The 19245-nt window shown below is 48.8% G+C and carries 22 protein-coding genes and 1 pseudogene; 2 read left to right on the top strand and 21 right to left on the bottom strand.

The annotated features are described in order from the left end of the window. Positions 1-230: 230 nt before the first annotated feature. The 11 genes and pseudogenes from XI25_RS14035 to XI25_RS13985 form a co-directional block, all read right to left on the bottom strand. Positions 231-659, bottom strand: coding sequence for a hypothetical protein (locus XI25_RS14035; RefSeq protein ID WP_235439876.1), 429 nt, complete (start codon positions 657-659; stop codon positions 231-233). Between the two features lie 274 nt (positions 660-933). Continuing rightward, positions 934-1863, bottom strand: coding sequence for a manganese-dependent inorganic pyrophosphatase (locus XI25_RS14030; protein WP_046679132.1), 930 nt, complete (start codon positions 1861-1863; stop codon positions 934-936). Between the two features lie 122 nt (positions 1864-1985). Continuing rightward, positions 1986-3008 (bottom strand): UDP-N-acetylmuramate dehydrogenase, encoded by a 1023-nt coding sequence (locus XI25_RS14025; RefSeq protein ID WP_046679131.1) that lies wholly within the window; start codon positions 3006-3008, stop codon positions 1986-1988. A 258-nt stretch (positions 3009-3266) separates the two neighbouring features. Then, complete coding sequence (gene rpoD, locus XI25_RS14020; RefSeq protein WP_046679130.1) at positions 3267-4217, bottom strand: RNA polymerase sigma factor RpoD; 951 nt, start codon at positions 4215-4217, stop codon at positions 3267-3269. 177 nt (positions 4218-4394) lie between these two features. Next, complete coding sequence (locus tag XI25_RS14015) at positions 4395-6155, bottom strand: PAS domain-containing hybrid sensor histidine kinase/response regulator (protein WP_082112359.1); 1761 nt, start codon at positions 6153-6155, stop codon at positions 4395-4397. Beyond that, the gene (locus XI25_RS14010; RefSeq protein WP_082112358.1) at positions 6088-7053 is read right to left on the bottom strand and encodes a PAS domain S-box protein; all 966 of its coding nucleotides are present in this window, start codon (positions 7051-7053) and stop codon (positions 6088-6090) included. The genes XI25_RS14015 and XI25_RS14010 overlap by 68 nt, the downstream gene beginning before the upstream one ends. Positions 7054-7160: 107 nt before the next feature. Beyond that, complete coding sequence (nagZ, locus tag XI25_RS14005; protein ID WP_046679127.1) at positions 7161-8468, bottom strand: beta-N-acetylhexosaminidase; 1308 nt, start codon at positions 8466-8468, stop codon at positions 7161-7163. A 404-nt stretch (positions 8469-8872) separates the two neighbouring features. Continuing rightward, positions 8873-9091 carry a DegV family protein gene (locus XI25_RS35800; RefSeq protein WP_268794510.1) on the bottom strand — a complete coding sequence of 73 codons (219 nt, stop codon included), beginning with the start codon at positions 9089-9091 and terminating at the stop codon, positions 8873-8875. A gap of 22 nt (positions 9092-9113) precedes the next feature. Continuing rightward, positions 9114-9722: pseudogene (locus XI25_RS13995) on the bottom strand (DegV family protein); the annotation flags it as partial. Between the two features lie 107 nt (positions 9723-9829). Next, entirely contained in the window at positions 9830-10189 is a 360-nt protein-coding gene (locus XI25_RS13990; RefSeq protein WP_046679126.1) for a GIY-YIG nuclease family protein, read from the bottom strand. A gap of 30 nt (positions 10190-10219) precedes the next feature. Continuing rightward, a complete protein-coding gene (locus tag XI25_RS13985) occupies positions 10220-10972 on the bottom strand; it encodes a DUF2087 domain-containing protein (protein WP_046679125.1) in 753 nt (250 codons plus the stop codon). A 277-nt stretch (positions 10973-11249) separates the two neighbouring features. Between XI25_RS13985 and XI25_RS13980 the strand changes: the two genes are divergently transcribed. Continuing rightward, positions 11250-12494 (top strand): MFS transporter, encoded by a 1245-nt coding sequence (locus XI25_RS13980; RefSeq protein ID WP_046679124.1) that lies wholly within the window; start codon positions 11250-11252, stop codon positions 12492-12494. 95 nt (positions 12495-12589) lie between these two features. Here the strand turns inward: XI25_RS13980 and XI25_RS13975 are convergent, their stop codons facing one another. Beyond that, complete coding sequence (locus tag XI25_RS13975) at positions 12590-12976, bottom strand: YmaF family protein (RefSeq protein ID WP_046679123.1); 387 nt, start codon at positions 12974-12976, stop codon at positions 12590-12592. A gap of 199 nt (positions 12977-13175) precedes the next feature. Here XI25_RS13975 and XI25_RS13970 point away from each other — a divergent pair, with 199 nt between their 5' ends. After that, positions 13176-13988: a DUF2935 domain-containing protein gene (locus XI25_RS13970; protein ID WP_082112357.1), complete on the top strand. Its 813-nt coding sequence runs from the start codon at positions 13176-13178 to the stop codon at positions 13986-13988. 334 nt (positions 13989-14322) lie between these two features. On the opposite strand, the gene XI25_RS13965 is transcribed toward XI25_RS13970, so the two are convergent. From XI25_RS13965 to XI25_RS13930, 9 genes are all read right to left on the bottom strand, one after another. Then, entirely contained in the window at positions 14323-14574 is a 252-nt protein-coding gene (locus tag XI25_RS13965) for a hypothetical protein (RefSeq protein ID WP_046679122.1), read from the bottom strand. Between the two features lie 48 nt (positions 14575-14622). Continuing rightward, a complete protein-coding gene (locus tag XI25_RS13960; protein ID WP_046679181.1) occupies positions 14623-15234 on the bottom strand; it encodes a TVP38/TMEM64 family protein in 612 nt (203 codons plus the stop codon). Between the two features lie 122 nt (positions 15235-15356). Beyond that, positions 15357-15824, bottom strand: coding sequence for a DinB family protein (locus XI25_RS13955; protein ID WP_046679121.1), 468 nt, complete (start codon positions 15822-15824; stop codon positions 15357-15359). A 1-nt stretch (position 15825) separates the two neighbouring features. After that, positions 15826-16329 (bottom strand): DUF4269 domain-containing protein, encoded by a 504-nt coding sequence (locus XI25_RS13950; RefSeq protein ID WP_268794514.1) that lies wholly within the window; start codon positions 16327-16329, stop codon positions 15826-15828. A 301-nt stretch (positions 16330-16630) separates the two neighbouring features. Further along, positions 16631-17350 carry a DsbA family oxidoreductase gene (locus XI25_RS13945; protein WP_046679119.1) on the bottom strand — a complete coding sequence of 240 codons (720 nt, stop codon included), beginning with the start codon at positions 17348-17350 and terminating at the stop codon, positions 16631-16633. A 308-nt stretch (positions 17351-17658) separates the two neighbouring features. After that, a complete protein-coding gene (gene fosB, locus XI25_RS13940; protein WP_046679118.1) occupies positions 17659-18090 on the bottom strand; it encodes a metallothiol transferase FosB in 432 nt (143 codons plus the stop codon). Between the two features lie 4 nt (positions 18091-18094). Then, complete coding sequence (locus XI25_RS32925) at positions 18095-18310, bottom strand: hypothetical protein (RefSeq protein WP_152669131.1); 216 nt, start codon at positions 18308-18310, stop codon at positions 18095-18097. Continuing rightward, complete coding sequence (locus tag XI25_RS32920) at positions 18264-18662, bottom strand: zeta toxin family protein (protein ID WP_160308915.1); 399 nt, start codon at positions 18660-18662, stop codon at positions 18264-18266. Before XI25_RS32920 ends, XI25_RS32925 begins: the two co-directional genes overlap by 47 nt. Beyond that, on the bottom strand, positions 18659-19216 hold the full coding sequence (locus XI25_RS13930; RefSeq protein ID WP_046679117.1) for a GNAT family N-acetyltransferase: 558 nt from the start codon (positions 19214-19216) through the stop codon (positions 18659-18661). Before XI25_RS13930 ends, XI25_RS32920 begins: the two co-directional genes overlap by 4 nt. Positions 19217-19245 lie beyond the last annotated feature (29 nt).

The raw sequence follows: 19245 nt of genomic DNA, 5'->3' as shown, positions 1-19245 counted from the left end.
TGTACTTTCTCAGAAGACAGACCGCATTTAGCGGAAGTTTTTCTTGCGATATAAGGAAGCCTCGTCTTTCGAAGCTTATACTTTCTTATATCTACAAAATAAACGGCCTGCATTGTGCAGGCCGTTTGGCTGTGTCGTATCATGGGGTATATTGCTGGATGATTTTAACGATCTTTCCGTCCTCTATCGTGATATGGTACGGGAACCAGCCCATATCCACAATGTCTTTTTTATCGTAAACGGACAAGAATTTTTTTTAAACCCACCTGCTGGTTCCAGATGATTTGGGCATCCTCCATCCGACCGGTGTGGTCGTATAACTGAAGTTGCACCTCGGCATCCTCTTTTACGGGAAGAACCACCTGTTCCTTTTCGTCATTGACGATATAATAGCCGTCAGGAGCCTCCGTCATTTCGGGATCCTGCTCGCGCTGGCGAAATACCGCATCGGCCTCATCGCCTTCATACCATTGGATCGGATCGACGTTTAAATAAACGTTTCCGTTCTCCACTTGAATGGAATTTATGAATACGGCCTCTTGGTTGAACGCCTTCTCTACCGGTTTGTACTCGCCACTGCCTGAAGCCGCTCCTACCGTCGTTGTCATCGTCATAACCAACAGGATAATGCTTGCCCATTTCCAAGCCGTCTTTTTCATATCTATCATCTCTCCCTTAAGTATAAAATGGAGAACAGACATCCTATCAGAATACTTACCCTCATCGCGGAACATCAAACCATTCCTTGTATGTAATGTATCATCAATCTTCGTCGTTCTATACCCAGTATATGAAAATGCTCATGAAAAAGGGTATCAAATCGTCGTAAATTCATTACAATAATTCAATCTTCTTCGCCAAAAATGCCCGGCTGTCAGCGTCTGGAACGCATGAAACCGGGCATTTATAAAAGTATCGGCAAGTTGTATCGAATTACTTGCTGAACGCTTCGGTAAGCACTGGGACAATTTGCGATTTACGGGATACAACGCCTTTCAGAAGAGCTTTATTGTCTTTCAGCGATACGCTGTAAGCTTTCTCGACTGCCCGGGTCTCGTTGCCCAGAGCAAGAGCGACGGAATCGTTGTTCAAAATGTCCGTTACGACGAAAACGAACAGATCCAGCTTCTTATCGGCAATAATGCCGGAGATAGCTTCTTCCAACTCGGCTTGGCGGGACAGAACATCATTCGTATCCACGGCGTTTACTTGGGCGATTTCGACTTTGGCCCCGCCCATCTGGAATTCCTTCGCATCCAGGGAAATTAACTGTTCGATGCTTTTATCGCTCAGATCCGCACCTGCTTTCAGCATTTCCAGTCCGTAAGCATCCGCATCAACGCCGGCGATTTCGGCAAGCTCGCGTGCGGCCGCCACGTCTTCTTCCGTGCAGGTAGGAGATTTGAACAACAGGGAATCGGAAATGATGGCGGACAGCATCAGACCGGCAATTTCCTTCCGGATGGAAACTCCTTTTTCCTTATAGATCTTGTTCAGGATCGTAGCCGTGCAGCCAACCGGCTCGGCGCGATAATACAGCGGATGGCTCGTTTCAAAGTTAGCGATACGGTGATGGTCGATAACCTCCACCACGCGAACCTGATCAATGTCCGAAGCGCTTTGTTGGCGCTCGTTGTGGTCTACCAGGATAACATCTTTCGCTTCATTGGCTACCGTTTCTACGAAACGTGGAGCCTCAACCTTAAAAGTATCCAAGGCGTAACGCGTTTCGCCGTTGATTTCTCCCAAGCGGACGGCCTCTGCTTTTAAACCCAGCGCTTTTTTCAGCTCGGCGTAAGCGATGGCCGAACAAATCGTATCCGTGTCCGGATTTTTGTGTCCGAAAATCAAAAGGTTTTCCATAATTATTGCCCTCCGTCATTGTTCTCTTAAACAGGTGATTGCCTGCTCCGAATTATTCCTATTTGATTATAACGTTAAATACTGCTTATTCCAATTCCATTACAATGATTTTACCAAAGTGCTTAAACAAGCACAATTTCCGGTTCGGGAACGAAACCGAATTTCCTGTGAATCGCCTCTGTAATCACATCCATCAGATAACGGATGTCCGAAGCTTTGGCATGGTTCCGGTTCAGGATCATATTGCCGTGATGGGGCGAGATGACGGCCCCTCCGTGCTCCGTTCCTTTCAGGTTCAATTGGTCCACCAACGAACCGATCGCCACGCCGTAGTCGTAATTGTTCTTGAAAACGGACCCGCAGGACGGGTAATCAAAATGCCGCTTGCTCGTCCGGTATTTGATAATATCCAGCATCGACTGCGGCGTAGGGAACCCTTTGCCGGCCAACGCGTGTGCCTCCCCCAGGAAAAACGAGAAAAATTGGGGCAGCGAGGAAGGATGGCTTCCTCTCTCTTTCCATGCCGGCACCAAAGACATAACATATCGGACCTGTTCTTCGGAATGAATCGGAATGTTCAAATCCGCACCGACGATAATCCAGGGGTGGTGCTGGAAAATAGACTGCTTGTAGGCGAAGTCGCATTCCCTGGCAGGTATGGAACGGACCGATAAATCAGGAGAAGCCATATCCATATAATAGACCGTATCTAGAATATCGCAAATCTGGCGATGATTGTACTTCGCGTTCATATATATCCCTGCTCCGAGGCATCCCGGGAGCAAAAAAGTAAAATCCAGAAGGTCCGAATTCCCGCTTAACCCCAACAGAGACAGCATCGACATCGGCGTTCCTGCAGATACAAACCATTTATCGTCCTTTACCTTCACTTCGGCAAAACGCTTCAAGGACACAAAAACCGTCTCCGGATCCGGTTGGTCAGGAAACAGGATATTGGACCCCATTCCGAATGTATACCAGGGAAGGCCCTTAGCATTACAGTCCCGATACAGCTCAGCTAGGTCTTGCGTCGTTTCGGGCTGCGCCACATAATTCGCGACCCCGCCGATACCGTAAGTAGAGAAGCTCGACAACGGGATGTCGCGCAGGCATAATCGTTCCACAGCGGACGTATGTAAACTCATCGGTGTCCAGTCACTCCTCTATTCATAATCGATAACGTTACATTGACTCTTTAAGTCAGCTACTTACACTATATACGCTCCATAATTATGATGGAAGCCCTTGACCCATGTCAATTCCCACCCATGCGTACTTCACAGCAAAAAACAGCCCCGGAAAGAGCGGGTCAAAAGCCGCCCGGTCTCCTGGGACTGTTTATTAGCAGTTCCGATTTTCTTTTCCGGCGTGATATGGTTGAAATCCGGCCCGAATGGGCCGCGTTATTCCAGAAAGTCCTTTAATCGTTTACTGCGGCTTGGATGACGCAGCTTGCGCAGCGCCTTGGCTTCGATCTGACGAATGCGTTCGCGGGTCACGCCGAACACTTGCCCGACTTCCTCCAAGGTCCGTGTTCTTCCGTCCTCCAAACCAAAACGGAGTCTGAGAACATTCTCTTCCCGCTCGGTTAATGTATCAAGAACCTCTTCAAGCTGTTCTTTCAGGAGCTCGAACGCCGCGGCATCGGCCGGAGCAAGCGCATCATGGTCCTCAATGAAATCTCCAAGATTGGAATCACTTTCCTCCCCGACCGGAGTTTCCAACGAAACCGGCTCTTGGGCAACCTTCAAAATTTCACGCACTTTATCGGGACTGATATCCATCTCCTTGCCGATTTCCTCAGGCGTCGGTTCACGGCCCAATTCCTGAAGCAGTTGTCTGGAGACTCGAACGAGTTTATTGATCGTTTCCACCATGTGGACCGGAATGCGGATCGTCCGAGCCTGGTCCGCGATGGACCGGGTAATGGCCTGACGGATCCACCATGTGGCGTACGTACTGAACTTAAACCCTTTGGAATAATCAAATTTCTCTACGGCTTTGATTAATCCCATGTTGCCTTCCTGAATGAGATCGAGAAATTGCATGCCCCTTCCGGCGTACCGCCGTGCTATGCTGACAACGAGACGCAGGTTAGCTTCGGCCAGCCGGCGTTTCGCTTCTTCATCCCCGTTATTGATTCTTTTCGCCAGTTCCACTTCCTCATCGGCGGAGAGAAGAGGAACACGTCCGATTTCTTTCAGGTACATACGAACTGGATCGCTGATCTTGATGCCTGGCGGAAGCGTAAGGTCATCATGAACGGAAAAATCCTCCGATGGAGAACTCTCTGTTTTTTCCGGTTCCGCTGCCTCACGTTCCAGTGCGAAATCCGCACCGTTACGGTTTTCCATTCTATGCCCCCCTGTTGACAATTCTGATATTTTGTGCTAATATTATTGTAGATTATTATGACTATAATCCAATAATTATTTATCCTTCATTCTATCATACTGAATCTTTTTTTTCAACTTCCAATCTATTGAATCAGTAAACCGATCTCCGGGGAGATCGGTTTTTTGCTGCCTTCTTTAAACATGCATCTTTTCCGTTCCGAAAAAACGGTCAATGACCTCGGCAAGCACGGCACTCTTTAGCGGTTTGGTTATATACTCATCCATCCCTGAGGCCAGACACAGCTCCCGGTCTCCTTTCAGCGCATTTGCGGTCACCGCGACGATAATCGGCATATGATCGGGCGGGAAGGTTCTTCGGATGATCCGGGTTGCTTCAATCCCGTTCATCTCCGGCATCTGAATGTCCATGAAAACCAGATCGTATTTTCGGTACTGCAGCTTTTCCAAAACCTCCTGTCCGTTCGTGGCCATTGAGACTGCATGTCCCTGTTTCTCCAACATTTTACGGATCACCAGCTGGTTGGTTTCATTATCCTCGCCGACCAAAATATTTAACCGCCTGCTCTGATCGGCGTGCTCGGCTGCTTCCACGTCTTCTCGAAGCTCGCCTTCAGGCTCGGCCAAATCCATGATAACGGTAAATTTAAACGTAACCCCGGGATCGTCGCCATGAGGCTCAACCCATATCTGCCCGCCCATAAGGTCAACAAGCTTTTTGCTGATTGCAAGACCGAGCCCCGTTCCTTCATGTTTCCGGGTCATAAAATGATCCAGCTGATAGAACGGTTGAAACAACTGGTCTATTTTCTCTTCCTGAATGCCAATGCCCGTATCGGAAATCGCACATTCGATCTCTATACATTTACCGGAAGTCTGTTTCGAGCCCACTTCGATATGGACTCCGCCGGAAAACGTGAATTTCAAACTGTTGCCAATGAGATTGATTAACACCTGTTTAAGACGCTCGGCATCACCGATCACCACATAGGGAATCTGATCGGAAACGGACCAGGCCATTTTCAGCCCCTTCTTTGCCGCTTTAGCGGTCAGCAAATCCACCGTTTCGGAAACGAGGACCCGGATATTGAACGGTTCTTGGACAAGCGTGGTTTTGCCCGACTCGATTTTTGAAAAGTCAAGGATATCATTGATGATGTTTAAAAGGGACTCCCCGCTTTTCCTGATAATATGAACATATTCCTTCTGTTCCTCGTTTAGCTCCGTGGACTCCATAAGCAAGTCGGTCATTCCGATGACCCCGTTCATCGGGGTTCTGATTTCGTGGCTCATCATCGCCAGAAATGCGCTTTTCGCCCGGTTGGTGCTTTCGGCCGTTTCTTTTGCGATCAGCAGTTTTTTCTGCTCCGTGATGTCTTTCGCGATCACGTAAAATCCGACGTTTTCGCTGTTGATGATAATCGGCGCAATCGTGGTTATGACCTCGACCAGATGCCCCTCCTTATGTTTTATGCTGTTGATATTGTTGTCGATCGAAGCGTCATTCAGGGACTCTTTTAAAATTTTTCGCAAATTGGTGGTCCCCACCAGCCTCGACAAGCTCATGCCCTCCAGTTCTTTTATGCTGAAGCCGGTCAGTTTCTCGGCCATGATATTCCCATGGATGATATTCCCGTTCAGATCCAGGGAGATAACCGCGTCATGATTGTATTTTTTCAGGGAGGTATAACGTTCGACCGTCTCCTGAAGCTTTAATTCAACCTCTTTTCGATCCGTTATATCCTGAATGATCCCATTGATTCGAATCGGTTTGCCTTTCTCGTCAAAGGTAACGTTTCCGCGAAGGTACAGGTACTGCACCGTTTCATCCTCATGGGTCAAGCGGTACTCGTAATGAAGCGGGTTGCCCTTACAAGCCTGCTGCAGCGTTTTTTTTGAGGTCTCGCCTGTATTCCTCGGGCACGAAATCCAGGACATCGAACAACGATAAATCCCGATCGTGCTTATTTATTCTGCATATCCGGTATACCTGCTCAGACAGAGTGATACGCTTGTCCGTTATATTCCAGACCCAGCTTCCAATGGCGGCGACGCGTTCAGCTTCCTTCCGGTTTTCCTCCCTCCGCTTGCGCTCGCTTATTTCCCGTCCAATGCACAAGGTTTTGAAGGCTCCGTTGGAGAGTACGCGCTTCAAGGAAGCTTCAAACCATAAATAACTGCCGTTTTTATGAAGCAACCGGTACTGAAGGATGTCCCGATCCTTCAGGCCGCGGGCGACAACATCTTCGAACCTGTTTAAATCATCCGGATGATATAGATGTTTGTTATCTCTACCCACAAGCTCTGCTGGTTCATAACCGAGCAACTCCTGAACGGACGGAGAACAATACAGCCAGCTCCCGTCTTCTTTTATGAAGCAGATGAGTTCCTGCGCGTTATCGGAGATCAGCCCATGCATTTCTTCATCTTTACTCAGGCTTTTCTCCGAATGCTTCATCTCCGTATTATCGATGACATTGCCGACAAAATATAAAGGACGGCCCGTTCCGTCAGCAACAAGGGATACGCGGCACGACACGCAAATAACAGAACCGTCCTTACGGAGCAGCCGCAAATCCGACTCGCCATAAGGCTGTTTCTTGTCAAGCAGCCGAGCCGTGACCTCCCGCCCAAAATCCTCGTCCTCCGGGTACAGGGAACTGGTGAAAGAAAGCCCATTCAGCTCTTCTTCCGCCGCATATCCAAGTAGCTCAAGCAGCGCCGGATTGGCCTTCAGCCATTTTCCTTCCGGTGAGATGAGCGCAACCCCGATAGGAGCATACCGACAGATATGTTCAAAATAAGAAAGATGGTCTACCTGTACCCCTGACATCATATCCGCCTCCGTTCTCCATGATCAGTCTACCGATTATATTAATACGAAGCGGCAGCTATAAACAACTCCGAAGTCCAACTCACGGGACGATGGCGTTTTTGCGAGCTTTACTTGAATTTGCGGATCAGCTTTTCCGCTTCCCTGTTCATTCGTTCGATGTCCGGTTGCGTCACTACCTTATCGCTCAAACGGTACTTACCCTTCAGACGAAGTATCGCGAGGACGCGGTCATCCAGTACCTCTGGCGATATCCTGCCGTTATGAACCGCTTTCGTAAGCGACTGCAGCACCGCTTCTTCCAATTCGTACTCATGACCGACAAGAATAATATTGGAGCCTGCCAAAACCGACCGGACGGCGGCTTCTCCAATCTCCAGCCCGCCTTGCGTTACGGCTCCCATCGTCATGTCATCCGTAATAACGACGCCTTCAAAGCCCAGCTTCTCCCTAAGCAGCCCGGTAATGACCGGCCCGGAATAAGACGCTGGAGTTTTGGGATCTATATTCGCCATCAGCAAATGGGCAACCATGACGACATCCGCGCCTTCCGCAACCGCTTTACGGAACGGCGCCAGCTCCACTTCGTTTAATCGGCTCATGTCGTGCTTTACGACCGGCAGACCCAGATGCGAATCGACGGATGTATCCCCGTGGCCGGGAAAATGCTTGACAACCGGTACCACCCCGGTTTCCCGAATGCCTTTCATGGCAGCCGTGCCAAGGCGGGAAACGCGCTCCGCGCTGCTCCCGAAGGAACGGTCTCCGATAACCGGATTATCGGGGTTGCTGTTTACGTCCAGAACGGGGGCAAAGACCATGTTCAAGCCAAAACCTGAAAGACGTTTTCCGATTTCGTTGCCTATGGACTCAGCCAACCCAGGATCATTTTTCATGCCAACGGTCCCGCTGGCGGGCAGCTTCGCAAATTCGCCCGGAAGACGAGTCACCCGGCCGCCCTCCTCATCCACGCTGAGCCAGAGAGGCAGCGGGTTTCCGGCATTCGCTTTTTTCAAATCGTTAAACAGTCGAACCGCCTGTTCCGTACTTTGGATATTGTCCTTAAAAAAGATAAAACCGCCAACTTGATATTTATCCAGAAGCTTGCGGGAAGTTCGGTCCACCGTGGTTCCTTCCATGCCGACGATAACAAGCTGGCCGATCTTCTCCTCCACGCTAAGCCCTTTTAACTGCTCCAATACCGGATCCGTAGGGGGCTGTTCAGGCTTGACCGGCGTCTTGCCTTGGTTTATCGGCTCTTCATCGGCTGTTCCGGTGGGTTTCCCGGAATCCTTTGTTTCAGTAACCGGAGGTTTGTTATCCGTCTTCCCCTCCTGCTTGGAAGAGAAGCTGCACCCGACAACGGTAAGCATAATCAGCATCACGGCTATAAAACGAATATGTATACTGCGGTTCATGACTCACCTCCCTGAAATTCGATCATACATCATCCAAGCTACTCAATCAGCCCCAGTTCTCGGGCCTGATCTTCCGTCAATATAAATTGTTCGTTATCCCACGTTTCGTCTCCTTCGCGCAATCCGAACATAATCACAATATCATCCCAGATTTTTTTTCTCCATGGCTTCGCTTTGACTAATAATAATTTTCATGATTTCCTCAATCAACCTCCGACTTGTAATTTTCTGTAATAGGATGACCATTACAGCTTTCACCTATTACATATACAACCGATATCCAAGGCTAGAAACGTAAATTTTAAATTTTTCACGGACGGAACACCCCAAATGGCTTCTTATATATAAATATGAAAAAAAACAGCCGGAAAGAATACAGGCTGTTTTAGCTTGAATAAACGCTCTCAGGAAAACGAAGGCTGGTTCTTAATCCAGGACATGGCAATCGTCCCTTCTCCTGCGTGAACGCCTACAACGGGTATAAAGGTCATGATTTCGGTTTTCAGCGAAGGGTGCAAGCCGCTGATTTCTTTTTCGATTTCTTCGGCCTCTTCCATATTGTTCGCATGCATAATGCAAACCTTTTTGATCTTTTGAATATCGTGTTTGAGCGTCTCTACCATTTTTTTGTTTTGCTTTCTTGAACGTACGGATTTTCTCTTCAACGACGACTTTTCCTTCTTCAAAACGAAGGAGCAAATGAATGCGCAGCAAATTGCTGAGCAGAAGCTGTGTCCCGGACACACGGCCGCTTGCGTGAAGACGGTTCAGACTCGCCGGAATGAGATAAAAGGACGTATTCTGAATCATCGTCTCAATTTTTTCCTTGATCTCGTGAATGGAATGGCCCAATTTATGCCAATTGATTCCCGCCGTAACCATTTCGCGAAGCGGAAACGCACCGAATTTGGAATCGATAAAGGAAGCGGAAACCTCGGCGATTTCGGCTGCCTGCACGGATGAATTCAACGTTCCGCTCAGTTCCGAGGAGCAGTGGATCGCGATGACATCATCATATTTGCCCTTCAACGATTCGTACAGCTCGATAAATTCCCCGATCGGAGGCTGCGAGCTGCTGACTTTGCTTTCATGCTTCATCTTCTCATAGAAGTCACCGGCTGAAATATCGATACTTTCCTTATATGCATCCTGTCCCAGGATCAATCGCAAAGGTACGATATAAATATGATTTTCCCTGGCGAAATCGGGGTCTATGGTACTTGTGCTGTCTGTTACCCATGCAATCGATCTCATTTTCTCTGATCACGTCTCACTTTCGCGGTATCAATGGTTGGTGTATATTCTTATAAACCAATATTAAAAATATATATCAACCCCGACCCTCATGCAAATGGAAGGAATCAAGAAGACCGTTTGCTTGAATGATAGCCTTTGTCGCCAAAAGGCCGGAGCTCGTTAATCCAGTGTTCCTCTCTTTTATTTACGACATCCTTCAGATCATAATACGGATCGTTCTTAGGTTCAATGACCTCGATCACCTCGAAAGCAAAAGCCTCCTCACCATACTCGTTCCACTCCTGTTGAAGCGTTTTGTTGAGGCTCGTGCCCATCTGCAATTCGAATTTTTTGCCGTTGATCGTTTTCAGGTTCGGTGTGCCGACAACGAGCATTTTACCATTGACCGTATTTCTGATCCGGTAAACTCCGGCCTCGGTTTTCAGTTCCTTATACATTTGTTTTAATTCTTCTCTCCGATTCATCGTGCTTAGTTCCTCCTGATCCCCTTGATTTTAATGAAGCCAGTATTGGCTTCCGTCCGGCTTGCGGTCAATAAAGCCGTATTCGATCAAGTACCGGCGTATCGTGACAAAATCATCATAAACTTCCTTGATCCTCTCATTGACTTCCGGTTCCGAATAAATACGGCCCGGCTCGAACTTCTTTGCGATTTCCCTCAATACCACATAACGCTGCTTCTCTTTCAGTTTAAAGGTCGTCAGCCTTCCGCCGTCCCCTTCCGGAAACAGTTTGGCCAGGATTTTCTTTTGTTCCTCCTCGGTCACGTTGTAACGCTCATCAATCATTTTGGCGGACGGGTGAAGGGGCAGGAATGACGGTGCATGGGAATCCTTTTCTTTTAACAGCTCCATCAGTGTCAATAGGACTTTGGCTTGGCGCTCTTTTTCCTTAAGGGCAAAACGGTGGTTCCGGATCGTGGAAGCACTGCCGATCCCCATCTCCTGCTGTACCTCGGCGTCGGTTTTTCCCTGATAAAAGAGCCTCACCAAACGATTTTGATGCTCGGTCAAGCCGGTGAATTTCTTGTCGAGGCTCGATAAATACTCAAAAACCGAGCCATGCTCCCGCTCGATATGCAGTGCCATGAACCTCCCCGGCTCGTATAACAGACCTTGAACGGGGTAGATGATCCCCTTTTCGATTTCCCTTCCGCATAACAAACACACAAATCCGTTTTTTTCCTCAATGTATCCCTGTTTCAACTCTTCTATGGAAGCCTCCCAAAAACGATCCTGCAATTCCATAATATATACACCTACATTTCGATTTTATATAGACATAATATTATTTCGTCTATCATGTGTCAAACGTTTGTGTTTGTTCGGCTGCAAATGAAGCGCACAGCCTCCTGCCGTCGAATTAAGGGCGCCCAAAGGTCTTTTTGACCGCCACGGACCCTTGCTGCTCGTTAAGAGAGCATTGAACGGCAGATTCCCTAAATTATAGCAGATTAATCCTTTCTCGGTTTTCCTTAACCTGATAAAATAGAGAGGTTGCTGCAGGAGAACAGGAGGTAGGACGGTGCGGTTCATACAACAGTCGGCAAAAGAATGGAAAGATTGGCCCAGGAATATCAAGCTCTTTTTTCTGGCCAACGTGCTGTACCAGATCGGTACCGGCATGTTCGGGGTTTTATACAACTTATATATCAAGGACCTGGGTTACGCCGATTCGATGAACGGTACGGTCGTAAGCGTCCAGTCATTGGCTACCGCGATGATGTTTATCCCGATCGGTTTTTTGGGAGACCGCGGAAGCCGGAAAAAGCTGCTTGTGCTCGGCGCCCTTTTAAGCGGCGCGGGGCTGATATACCGTGCCTTTCTGGAGGCCGAAGCCGGGCTGCTGGGACTGGCTGTGTTTACGGGCCTGTTCTCATCGTTTTTTCAAGTTCTGGCGATCCCCTTTCTCGCAGAAAATACGGTAAAATCGGCGCGTATGCGTATCTTCAGTTATCACGCTTCCCTCGTGCTTGCCGCTCAGGTTCTGGGCGGAATGGGCGGGGGTTTCTTGGCGGATTTTATTCAGCTTTTGGGGGCGGATCAATTAGCGAGCCTGAAAATCGTGCTTATGATTGGCGGCATGTGCACATTTGCCGCGTTCATCCCGCTTTTGTTTACCACGGAGACGCCAAGACCGGAACCGGACATCCCGCAACCGGGCACCCGGACCGTGAACACGCTGCCATCCGACGCCCGGTCCGACTTTAAAATTATCGGGCAATTCGCGTTCGCCCAACTGCTGATCGGGTTAGGTTCGGGTCTGGTCGTACCGTATTTGAATCTTTATTTTACGAATAGGTTCTCCGTGTCGCTGTCGGCGGTTGGAATATTGATCTCCCTCGGTCAAGTCATGACGATCGTATCCATGCTCATCGGTCCGGTGCTCGTCCACCGGGTGGGAGCCGTTCGGGCAGTCGTCAGCTTTCAGATTCTGTCGCTACCGTTTCTGCTGATTACCGGATTTACGAACGTCTTCGGCGTGGCAGCGGTCGGATTTTTATTCCGTCAGGCCTTGATGAACGCGGCCAATCCGATTCAGTCCTCCATATTGGTTGACCGTGTCCCGGATCACCGCAGGGGGATCGCCAACTCGTTCACCCAAACCGCTTTCATGCTCGGCTGGGCAACCATGGGGCCGGTTCAGGCCATGCTTGTCACGAAATACGGAAGCTACTGGGGTTACGCCACGACCTTCTGCATTACCGGTTGTCTTTACATCGCATCCTCCCTGATCTATTACCGGATGTTCCGCGAAAAAAAAGAATAAAAACATAACCGCTTTGCCAACCGCGCCTTAACATTAACAAGAACCCTGGCTCCTTTGTATATTAGGACAGGGTTCTTTTCGTTTGAGTCGCAGGTTCAAACTTCGTTTCCTGTAGCTCCCTTGTAATAATGGGTGTGGGGTCTGACGCCATTTACTGTCGTATACCCTTCAAAGTAATGGATATGCCCGCCACCCGGAAGGTTGATGGCCGGACCCGTTACCCCTTCGATGACATGTTTATGACCCTGATTTAGGGATGTAACCGAATAATAGCGGTGAACGTGAGGAACGCCTGTGGGGGCCGGCTCCGTGTTGCCAACATATTGATGTGTATGTCCGTCATCGAATGATGTAACGCCGGAGAAGGGATGAATGTGGTAGATTGGCCGACCGTCCCAAGAAGTAAGGTAAAGACGATGAGAATGTTCGTTTTCGTCATTGTTCGAATGAAGGACGAATCCGGAAACAGGAATTTTTTTCAAACTTCCAACTCCTTTCGATTGGTTCGGTATCTCAGCTTATGTCAATATCCGCTAAAAGGATTATGTCATTTGCCCAGCCCCAGTCAAAAAGAGCTTCTTCAATAGCAAAAATAAAGCTCGATTCAAATGCCACATACTTATGGGCTATTTCACATAATTTGTTTATGAAGGAAACGCTATCCTAAGGAGGCAATGAAATTTGGCATATACGAGCTTTGAAGGCGCCTCGTTGTTTGAAAACCGCTTTTGGATGCAGATACTCGGGGATCACAGCAGATTCATTTACGGAGCGCTCGCTCCTAACGAAACGGAAGAAATACGGCGGGCAGAGATGTTTATTCAAATCTTTGACCGACTGCTGGAATCGGCAAGGACACAATTAATCGACTTCAATATACGCAGCCTGAATTCTGCTGCCTTTGCCAGAACGCAGGAATTTCGCTCGTTCAACCTGCATCTGCTAAAACGCCGGATTACCGAGAATATCGGTCTCAAAATGCCCCCGACGTTCTTAAGCCATATGGTAAACGAGGCCGAAGAGGCGCTTTCTGTCATGAATTTTCTGCAGGCAGGACAAATTCCTCCGCTGCAGGACGCTCTCCATCATCATTTGGTATGGCTGCAGGATGCTTACGGTCACGCGGCGGGCATCAACGGCGAGCTGGACTGGATGGAAAAAAGAATGAAAGAGACGACCGAAGGCTTTGAGAAGCATTTTGAGGAGTTCTATTTGAAAGCCGTCGAGTTGGCCGGTTATACCCGAACGGGACTTAAGAATTTTCCGGCACTGGACCGCTTTAACCACGAGGTAGAGCTGGAAATGCTTTTGTTCAGGGAGTTCCTGAAGGAACTGGAAGAACTTCAAATCTCCAAGGAGATACTGGGCACGTTGATGCCGCTGCTGGCCGATCATATGGCGAGGGAAGAGTGCTATTATTTAACGAAGTTATCCTGGGTGTCCAAAGTGAATAATCCAAACTGCGATCCCGGCAAGCCAAGAGTGGAAAAATGAATGCCCTGACACATCGAAGTCAAAACCGCGCAAGGCGGCGTAAAGAAGCGATTTACGCTGTAGTTTCACTAAATCTGCTATTGCTTTTCTACTGCTCTCAACTCACTTGGACGATAGGACAATGCCGTGCAGGACAGCGGCAAGGAAGCGCTTTATACCGGAATCGCACTCATTCTGCTGCTGGCCTCCTGTGTCTTCGTCACGCTCTATAGACGTAAACGGCTTTAAAATATCTTCCAACACAAAAAGCTCAATCTTCCGAAATCGGGGAGATTGAGCTTTTTAACAGCGCCCATTAGGGGCTCCAAAGAAAGTACAAAGGAACCCCCTTTTATTAAATCCAGAATAAAAATATCGGCGAGGAAATCAGCAATACGGCGGCCGCCACGCAGCCTGTCGTAACGGGTCGTCTCAGCTTTAACTGGGTTGAGGCGGAACGGTACCAGCCCTTAAACTGCCACCTGTTGCGGTATAACACATAAAATAGCAACCCGTTCCCACCCAAAAGAAGCATACCAAACCACTCGTGCCAAGCCTCAAAGGAAGATGCCGCGAAAATCACGGCGTAAACCCGTCCTGATTTCACGTGTTATCGTCCGAGAATACAACCGTCCCTATCCCAGGTTCCGCATCCTTACTCCATTGGCGTATTTGCAGCGGATTCCGGCAAATAACTTCTAAGGATATAGGACTCCACTTTTTTGCTGATCCAGAGCAGCAGCAGAACGAAAACAATGACTCCCGCAAACAAAACCGGCTGCCGTAAAAAATCCGAGAAATTGGCGCCAATGAACGAGACGCAGAATACCATGATTCCTTTACCCAAAATAACGGCCATCAGATAGGATTGAATATGCATCCTCGCCAAGCCGGCGGCGATATTAACCGCCACAAAAGGGCCGACAGGCAGTATTCCCAGCAAAAACACATAACTGAAGCCGTTGCGTTGAACCCATCTCATTCCCTTTTGCACCTTCGGCTTCGCAGCCCATTGATCCAAGTATCGGCTTTTTCCGACCGAGCGCACCAGAAGAAAGGTAACGAAACAGCCGGCAACCAAACCGAACCAAGAATAAATAAAGCCCGGCCAAAAGCCGTAAACCGCGGCATTCACCCCGACAATAAGCGCTGTCGGCAGAGGGGGAACAAATGACTTCATAAAAGTAAGAAGGATGCCCGGTATGGGACCGAGCCCCCGGAATTTCTCCAGAAACCACTCCAAATTGTCTTGCGTGAACAATGACATGATATCCAATGCTGCAGCACCAATCAATCCGTTTCACCAACTTTAACGTTATTGTTATGGATAGTGTAACGGATAAACGATGATTTTTCATAGAAGTTTATTGAAAGATTATCGTCATATTTCTATTCCAGCAATGGTGAGATCTGGACGATATGATGTTCGTCATGCCAAATAAAGTCTTTCAGGTAAGCGGTAAGCTCAAACGGATTCCCATCGCCGTCCGTGTAGGCTCGTTCATATTGATCTTCACTCAGCGACCGGATATGCCGAATCAATTCCTGACGGAGCCTCTTGGTTTCGTCCGCAAGCCTGGAAACAGGGCAGGACTCTCCATACCGCCTGGCTTCTTCGTTAAACTCATCGTAATCGAGATGCTTTGAGGTCAATGGTTCGCCGCGACTGATTTTTAATATAGCTTCATTCAAGAAATATTCATCCCATTTCATGATATGGCTCACAACGCCCCGAACGGACCATTTCCCTTCGGCAAGCGGCTGATCCCACACGCTCTCGCTGTTTCGTTCCAGACTGCCCACGAAATCGATCCATGTTCCGAACTTCTCGAGAAGCTGTTCTTTTTCATTATGCATATTAATCTTCTTCCCCCTTAATGTTAAAATGCCGCGCAAGCCGTTCATCCTGCCAGTCATTCAAGCGGAGCAGTTCTTCGTACGGATCCCCTTCCAACCCTAACAGCCTGCCGAACGCCGGCTCGGTTTTCATGCCGCAAAGTTTGTATTTCATAACGGCCTTACGGGCCTTTTCCCCCCATAACCGCAATATTCGGTGTTCGACGATCATATGCCTCCAGCCGTTCTGCATCAGCGTAGGCACAGGCTGCGCAAAAAGCTCGATGATCCAATCTTGGTATGTAAATTGTACGGTCAGGCTCAAGATTCCCCCGGTATAACCCTGTTCCATATGAAGGGATAAACCCATTAAACGCTGCTTTACCGCTTCTTCGAAAAAACCTATGTCCGGCGCAAAACAAATGATGTCCAGATCGCTGTCCGGCAAATCGATGCCGATGGGCACGGTTCCGACAAGAAGGGGATCAAACTCCCCCAGCAGTTCCATGATTTTAAGATCTGTCAGGGCACGATAGGCGGATTGCTGCTTTTCGTTTCCGCTTTGAAGGTAAGCGATATCCCGGAAGCGTATGATGTCTTCTATTACGCACAGCCCCCCTTGAAAACGCCCGCTTACCCAGGCTTCATGATAGCGGTTACGTTTTATTCATTCATTATAGAACATAAGTTCCTATAACTCAATCCTGTTTTCTGCTGCATTTATCCCAAAAAAAACCCTTGGCAAGCGGCATATAACATCTCCGTTTGGACGGAATAAAAAATACCCGGGTTTTCTTGACGAAAACACCGGGTGTTCATGTTCCTTCTTATTTATTGTTCGTTGGCAGTTCGCACGATTCGTCCGTGCAGGCTCCCGCTGCCGAGTCTTCGTCATTTACCAGAATGAGCGGTTTTTCTTCTCCGAACGCTTTGCGCAGCGCTTCCGCGAATACCTCGGCAGGCTGGGCGCCGGATACCGCATATTTGCCGTCCAGAACAAAGAACGGCACGCCTTGAACGCCGATGCGTCTCGCCGCGTCTTCATCGGCCCGGACTTCGGAGGAATAACGATCGCTCGCTAGAACGGATGCAGCTTCGTCTCGGTCCAGACCCGTTTCGGCAGCCAAGTCGGCCAAGAGTTCTGGATCGTCCAAATCTTTCGTTTCGGTAAAATAGGCCAGGAAAAGACGTTCCGCCATTTCTTTCATTTTGCCCTGCTGTCCGGCAAAGTGAACCAATCGGTGCGCATCGAACGTGTTGGCAGGAATGACGCGATCCAGGTGATACGTAAGGCCTGCTTTTGCAGCCTGATCCGTAACTCGGGCGTTGGAAGCCTCCGCCTGCTCTATGCTCATGCCGTATTTGGAGGCTAACAGCTCGGTCATCGATACGCCGGGCTCATACGTCGCACCCGGGCTCAGCTCGAAGCTGCGGAAAACAACCTCCACCTGCTCTTTTTGCGGAAATTGGCTCAGCGCTTCTTCAAAGTGACGTTTTCCGATATAGCAGAACGGACACATAAAATCCGACCAAATTTCAACCTTCATGTACATAAACCCCCTACCGTATATATTCGACTTACTTATTGTAACCTACATTCCGAATGATCGCAAGCCGGACTTATTTCAGGGCGTTGGCGAAGCCTTAGCCACCTAAGCGCTCCAGGTAGGAACGCAAATCCCCGTTGGTATCAAACGTTTCCAAATAAGGCGCCAACGCTTCAGGCATCATTAAAGCTCGCTCTCTCCGCAATATATAATCAAGAAAAAACGTCTATCGACGTACTTTCTCAGAAGACAGACCGCATATAGCGGAAGTTTTTTCTTGCGAGATAAGGATGGCAATCCTCTGAAGTTTATTCTTTCTTATCTCTATAAAAAGTCATGTGCTTCTTTTCGGACTTATAGTAACTTAATCTGTCGGCAAGTGTCCCGGTGTGAAATTCAAACAGGTGTCCGTCGGGATCGGTGAAGTAGACAGACCTTTTGTCGAGCGGGTCCCTCTTTCTCCCTGGAAGAATATGTACCTTGTATCTGTTCAATCGTCCCAATAATTCGTCGAAATCCTCTTCCTCTACCGTAAATGCGGTATGCGTATAGGAAGAGGGTGCTCGGTCCCGTTCGATATCTTCCTGATTCAAGGCAATCCATAAACCGCTCAGGTCGAAATACGCGAGCTTCCGGCCTTTAACCAGCAGTTTGGCTTCAATCACATGCTCAAAGAAAGCGATGGACTGCTCCAGATCGGATACCGAAAAACATAAATGGTTTAGCCCTTTTACTCTCATCCGTTCATCCACTCCCCAGTTGAAGGCTGTGTTCAATCCAAACCTGAATCAACTCCGCTCCCTTATGCGGTCCGGTCGAGCCGTTAATGATGATATCGGCATGCCATTTCGTCGGTTCCACATATTCATCATGGCGGAAACGCACCAGATCCAGGTATTCTTGCGTAGTCTCCTCATAAGAGTACCCCTTGCTCAGAAACCATCCCGTTCTGCGGATCATCCGCCCGGCAGTCCACGTACACTTTCAAATCCAACCATTCCCGAAGCTCATCAAAGTACAGAAGAAGAAAACCTTCAATGATGATCAGATCGAATTCGTTCCCTTTTCGGGCAGCTTGGTACTCCGAACAAAGGCGCTGAACATCCACGCCGTCGGGGTGGTTGAAATCCTCATATTCCTTATTCGAAAAAGGGGCCTTTGTCACGGGTCTCTGCGCCTTGTAATACCGATCCGTATGTAAAATCAAAACATTCTTGTCTTTTAACCTGTCCTTCAGAAGCAGGCTCAAATGGGTTTTTCCGCTCCCGGAACCGCCTGCGATTCCGATGGTCAGCCCCTTTGTCCCGGTCAACGCGCCGCGCCGTATTTTTCGTTGAATTCATCCCGCGTCATGCCGAAATAAATCTCGTCGAAATAACGGCCCTCCGTATACACCATGTTCCGCAGCCTTCCTTCCTGCATGAATCCCATTTTTTCATGGAGCTTGATGGAGGGTTCATTGAAGGAGTACACGTGGGGCGTGGCCTTTTGATAACCGAGTTCGTTGAAATAAAAACGCAGGACCATCTCGATCATCTCCCTCCCGTAGCCCTTTCCCTGTTGGCTGGGAGCGAGCGCGAGGCCGTATTTAAACGTCCCGAAACGCCGGTTGCAGGCAAACGCATCGATGGTCCCGACAGCCTCATCCCCGCCCGCTACGGCGATCCAGCGAAAGGAATCGTCCTCGCGGGGCTTAAGCTCCGACTCCAGCCACTCCTGCCTCCTCCGGTCCGGCTGGGGCCAGTAAACGGCATCCACATTTCGGTCAATCGTATCGTCAAAAGCTTTGAAAAGCTCGATATCCGACGGTTCTATGGCTCTCAGGGTCAGTCGCGCCCCTTGCCAGTAATGGCTGGATGAACTCATATTCCTCTCCTCCTTGAAATAAACCTTAT

The organism is Paenibacillus sp. DMB20 (assembly GCF_000987955.1).
Taxonomy (GTDB): domain Bacteria; phylum Bacillota; class Bacilli; order Paenibacillales; family Paenibacillaceae; genus Paenibacillus_AQ.
This window is presented reverse-complemented; position numbering and strand designations above follow the sequence as displayed.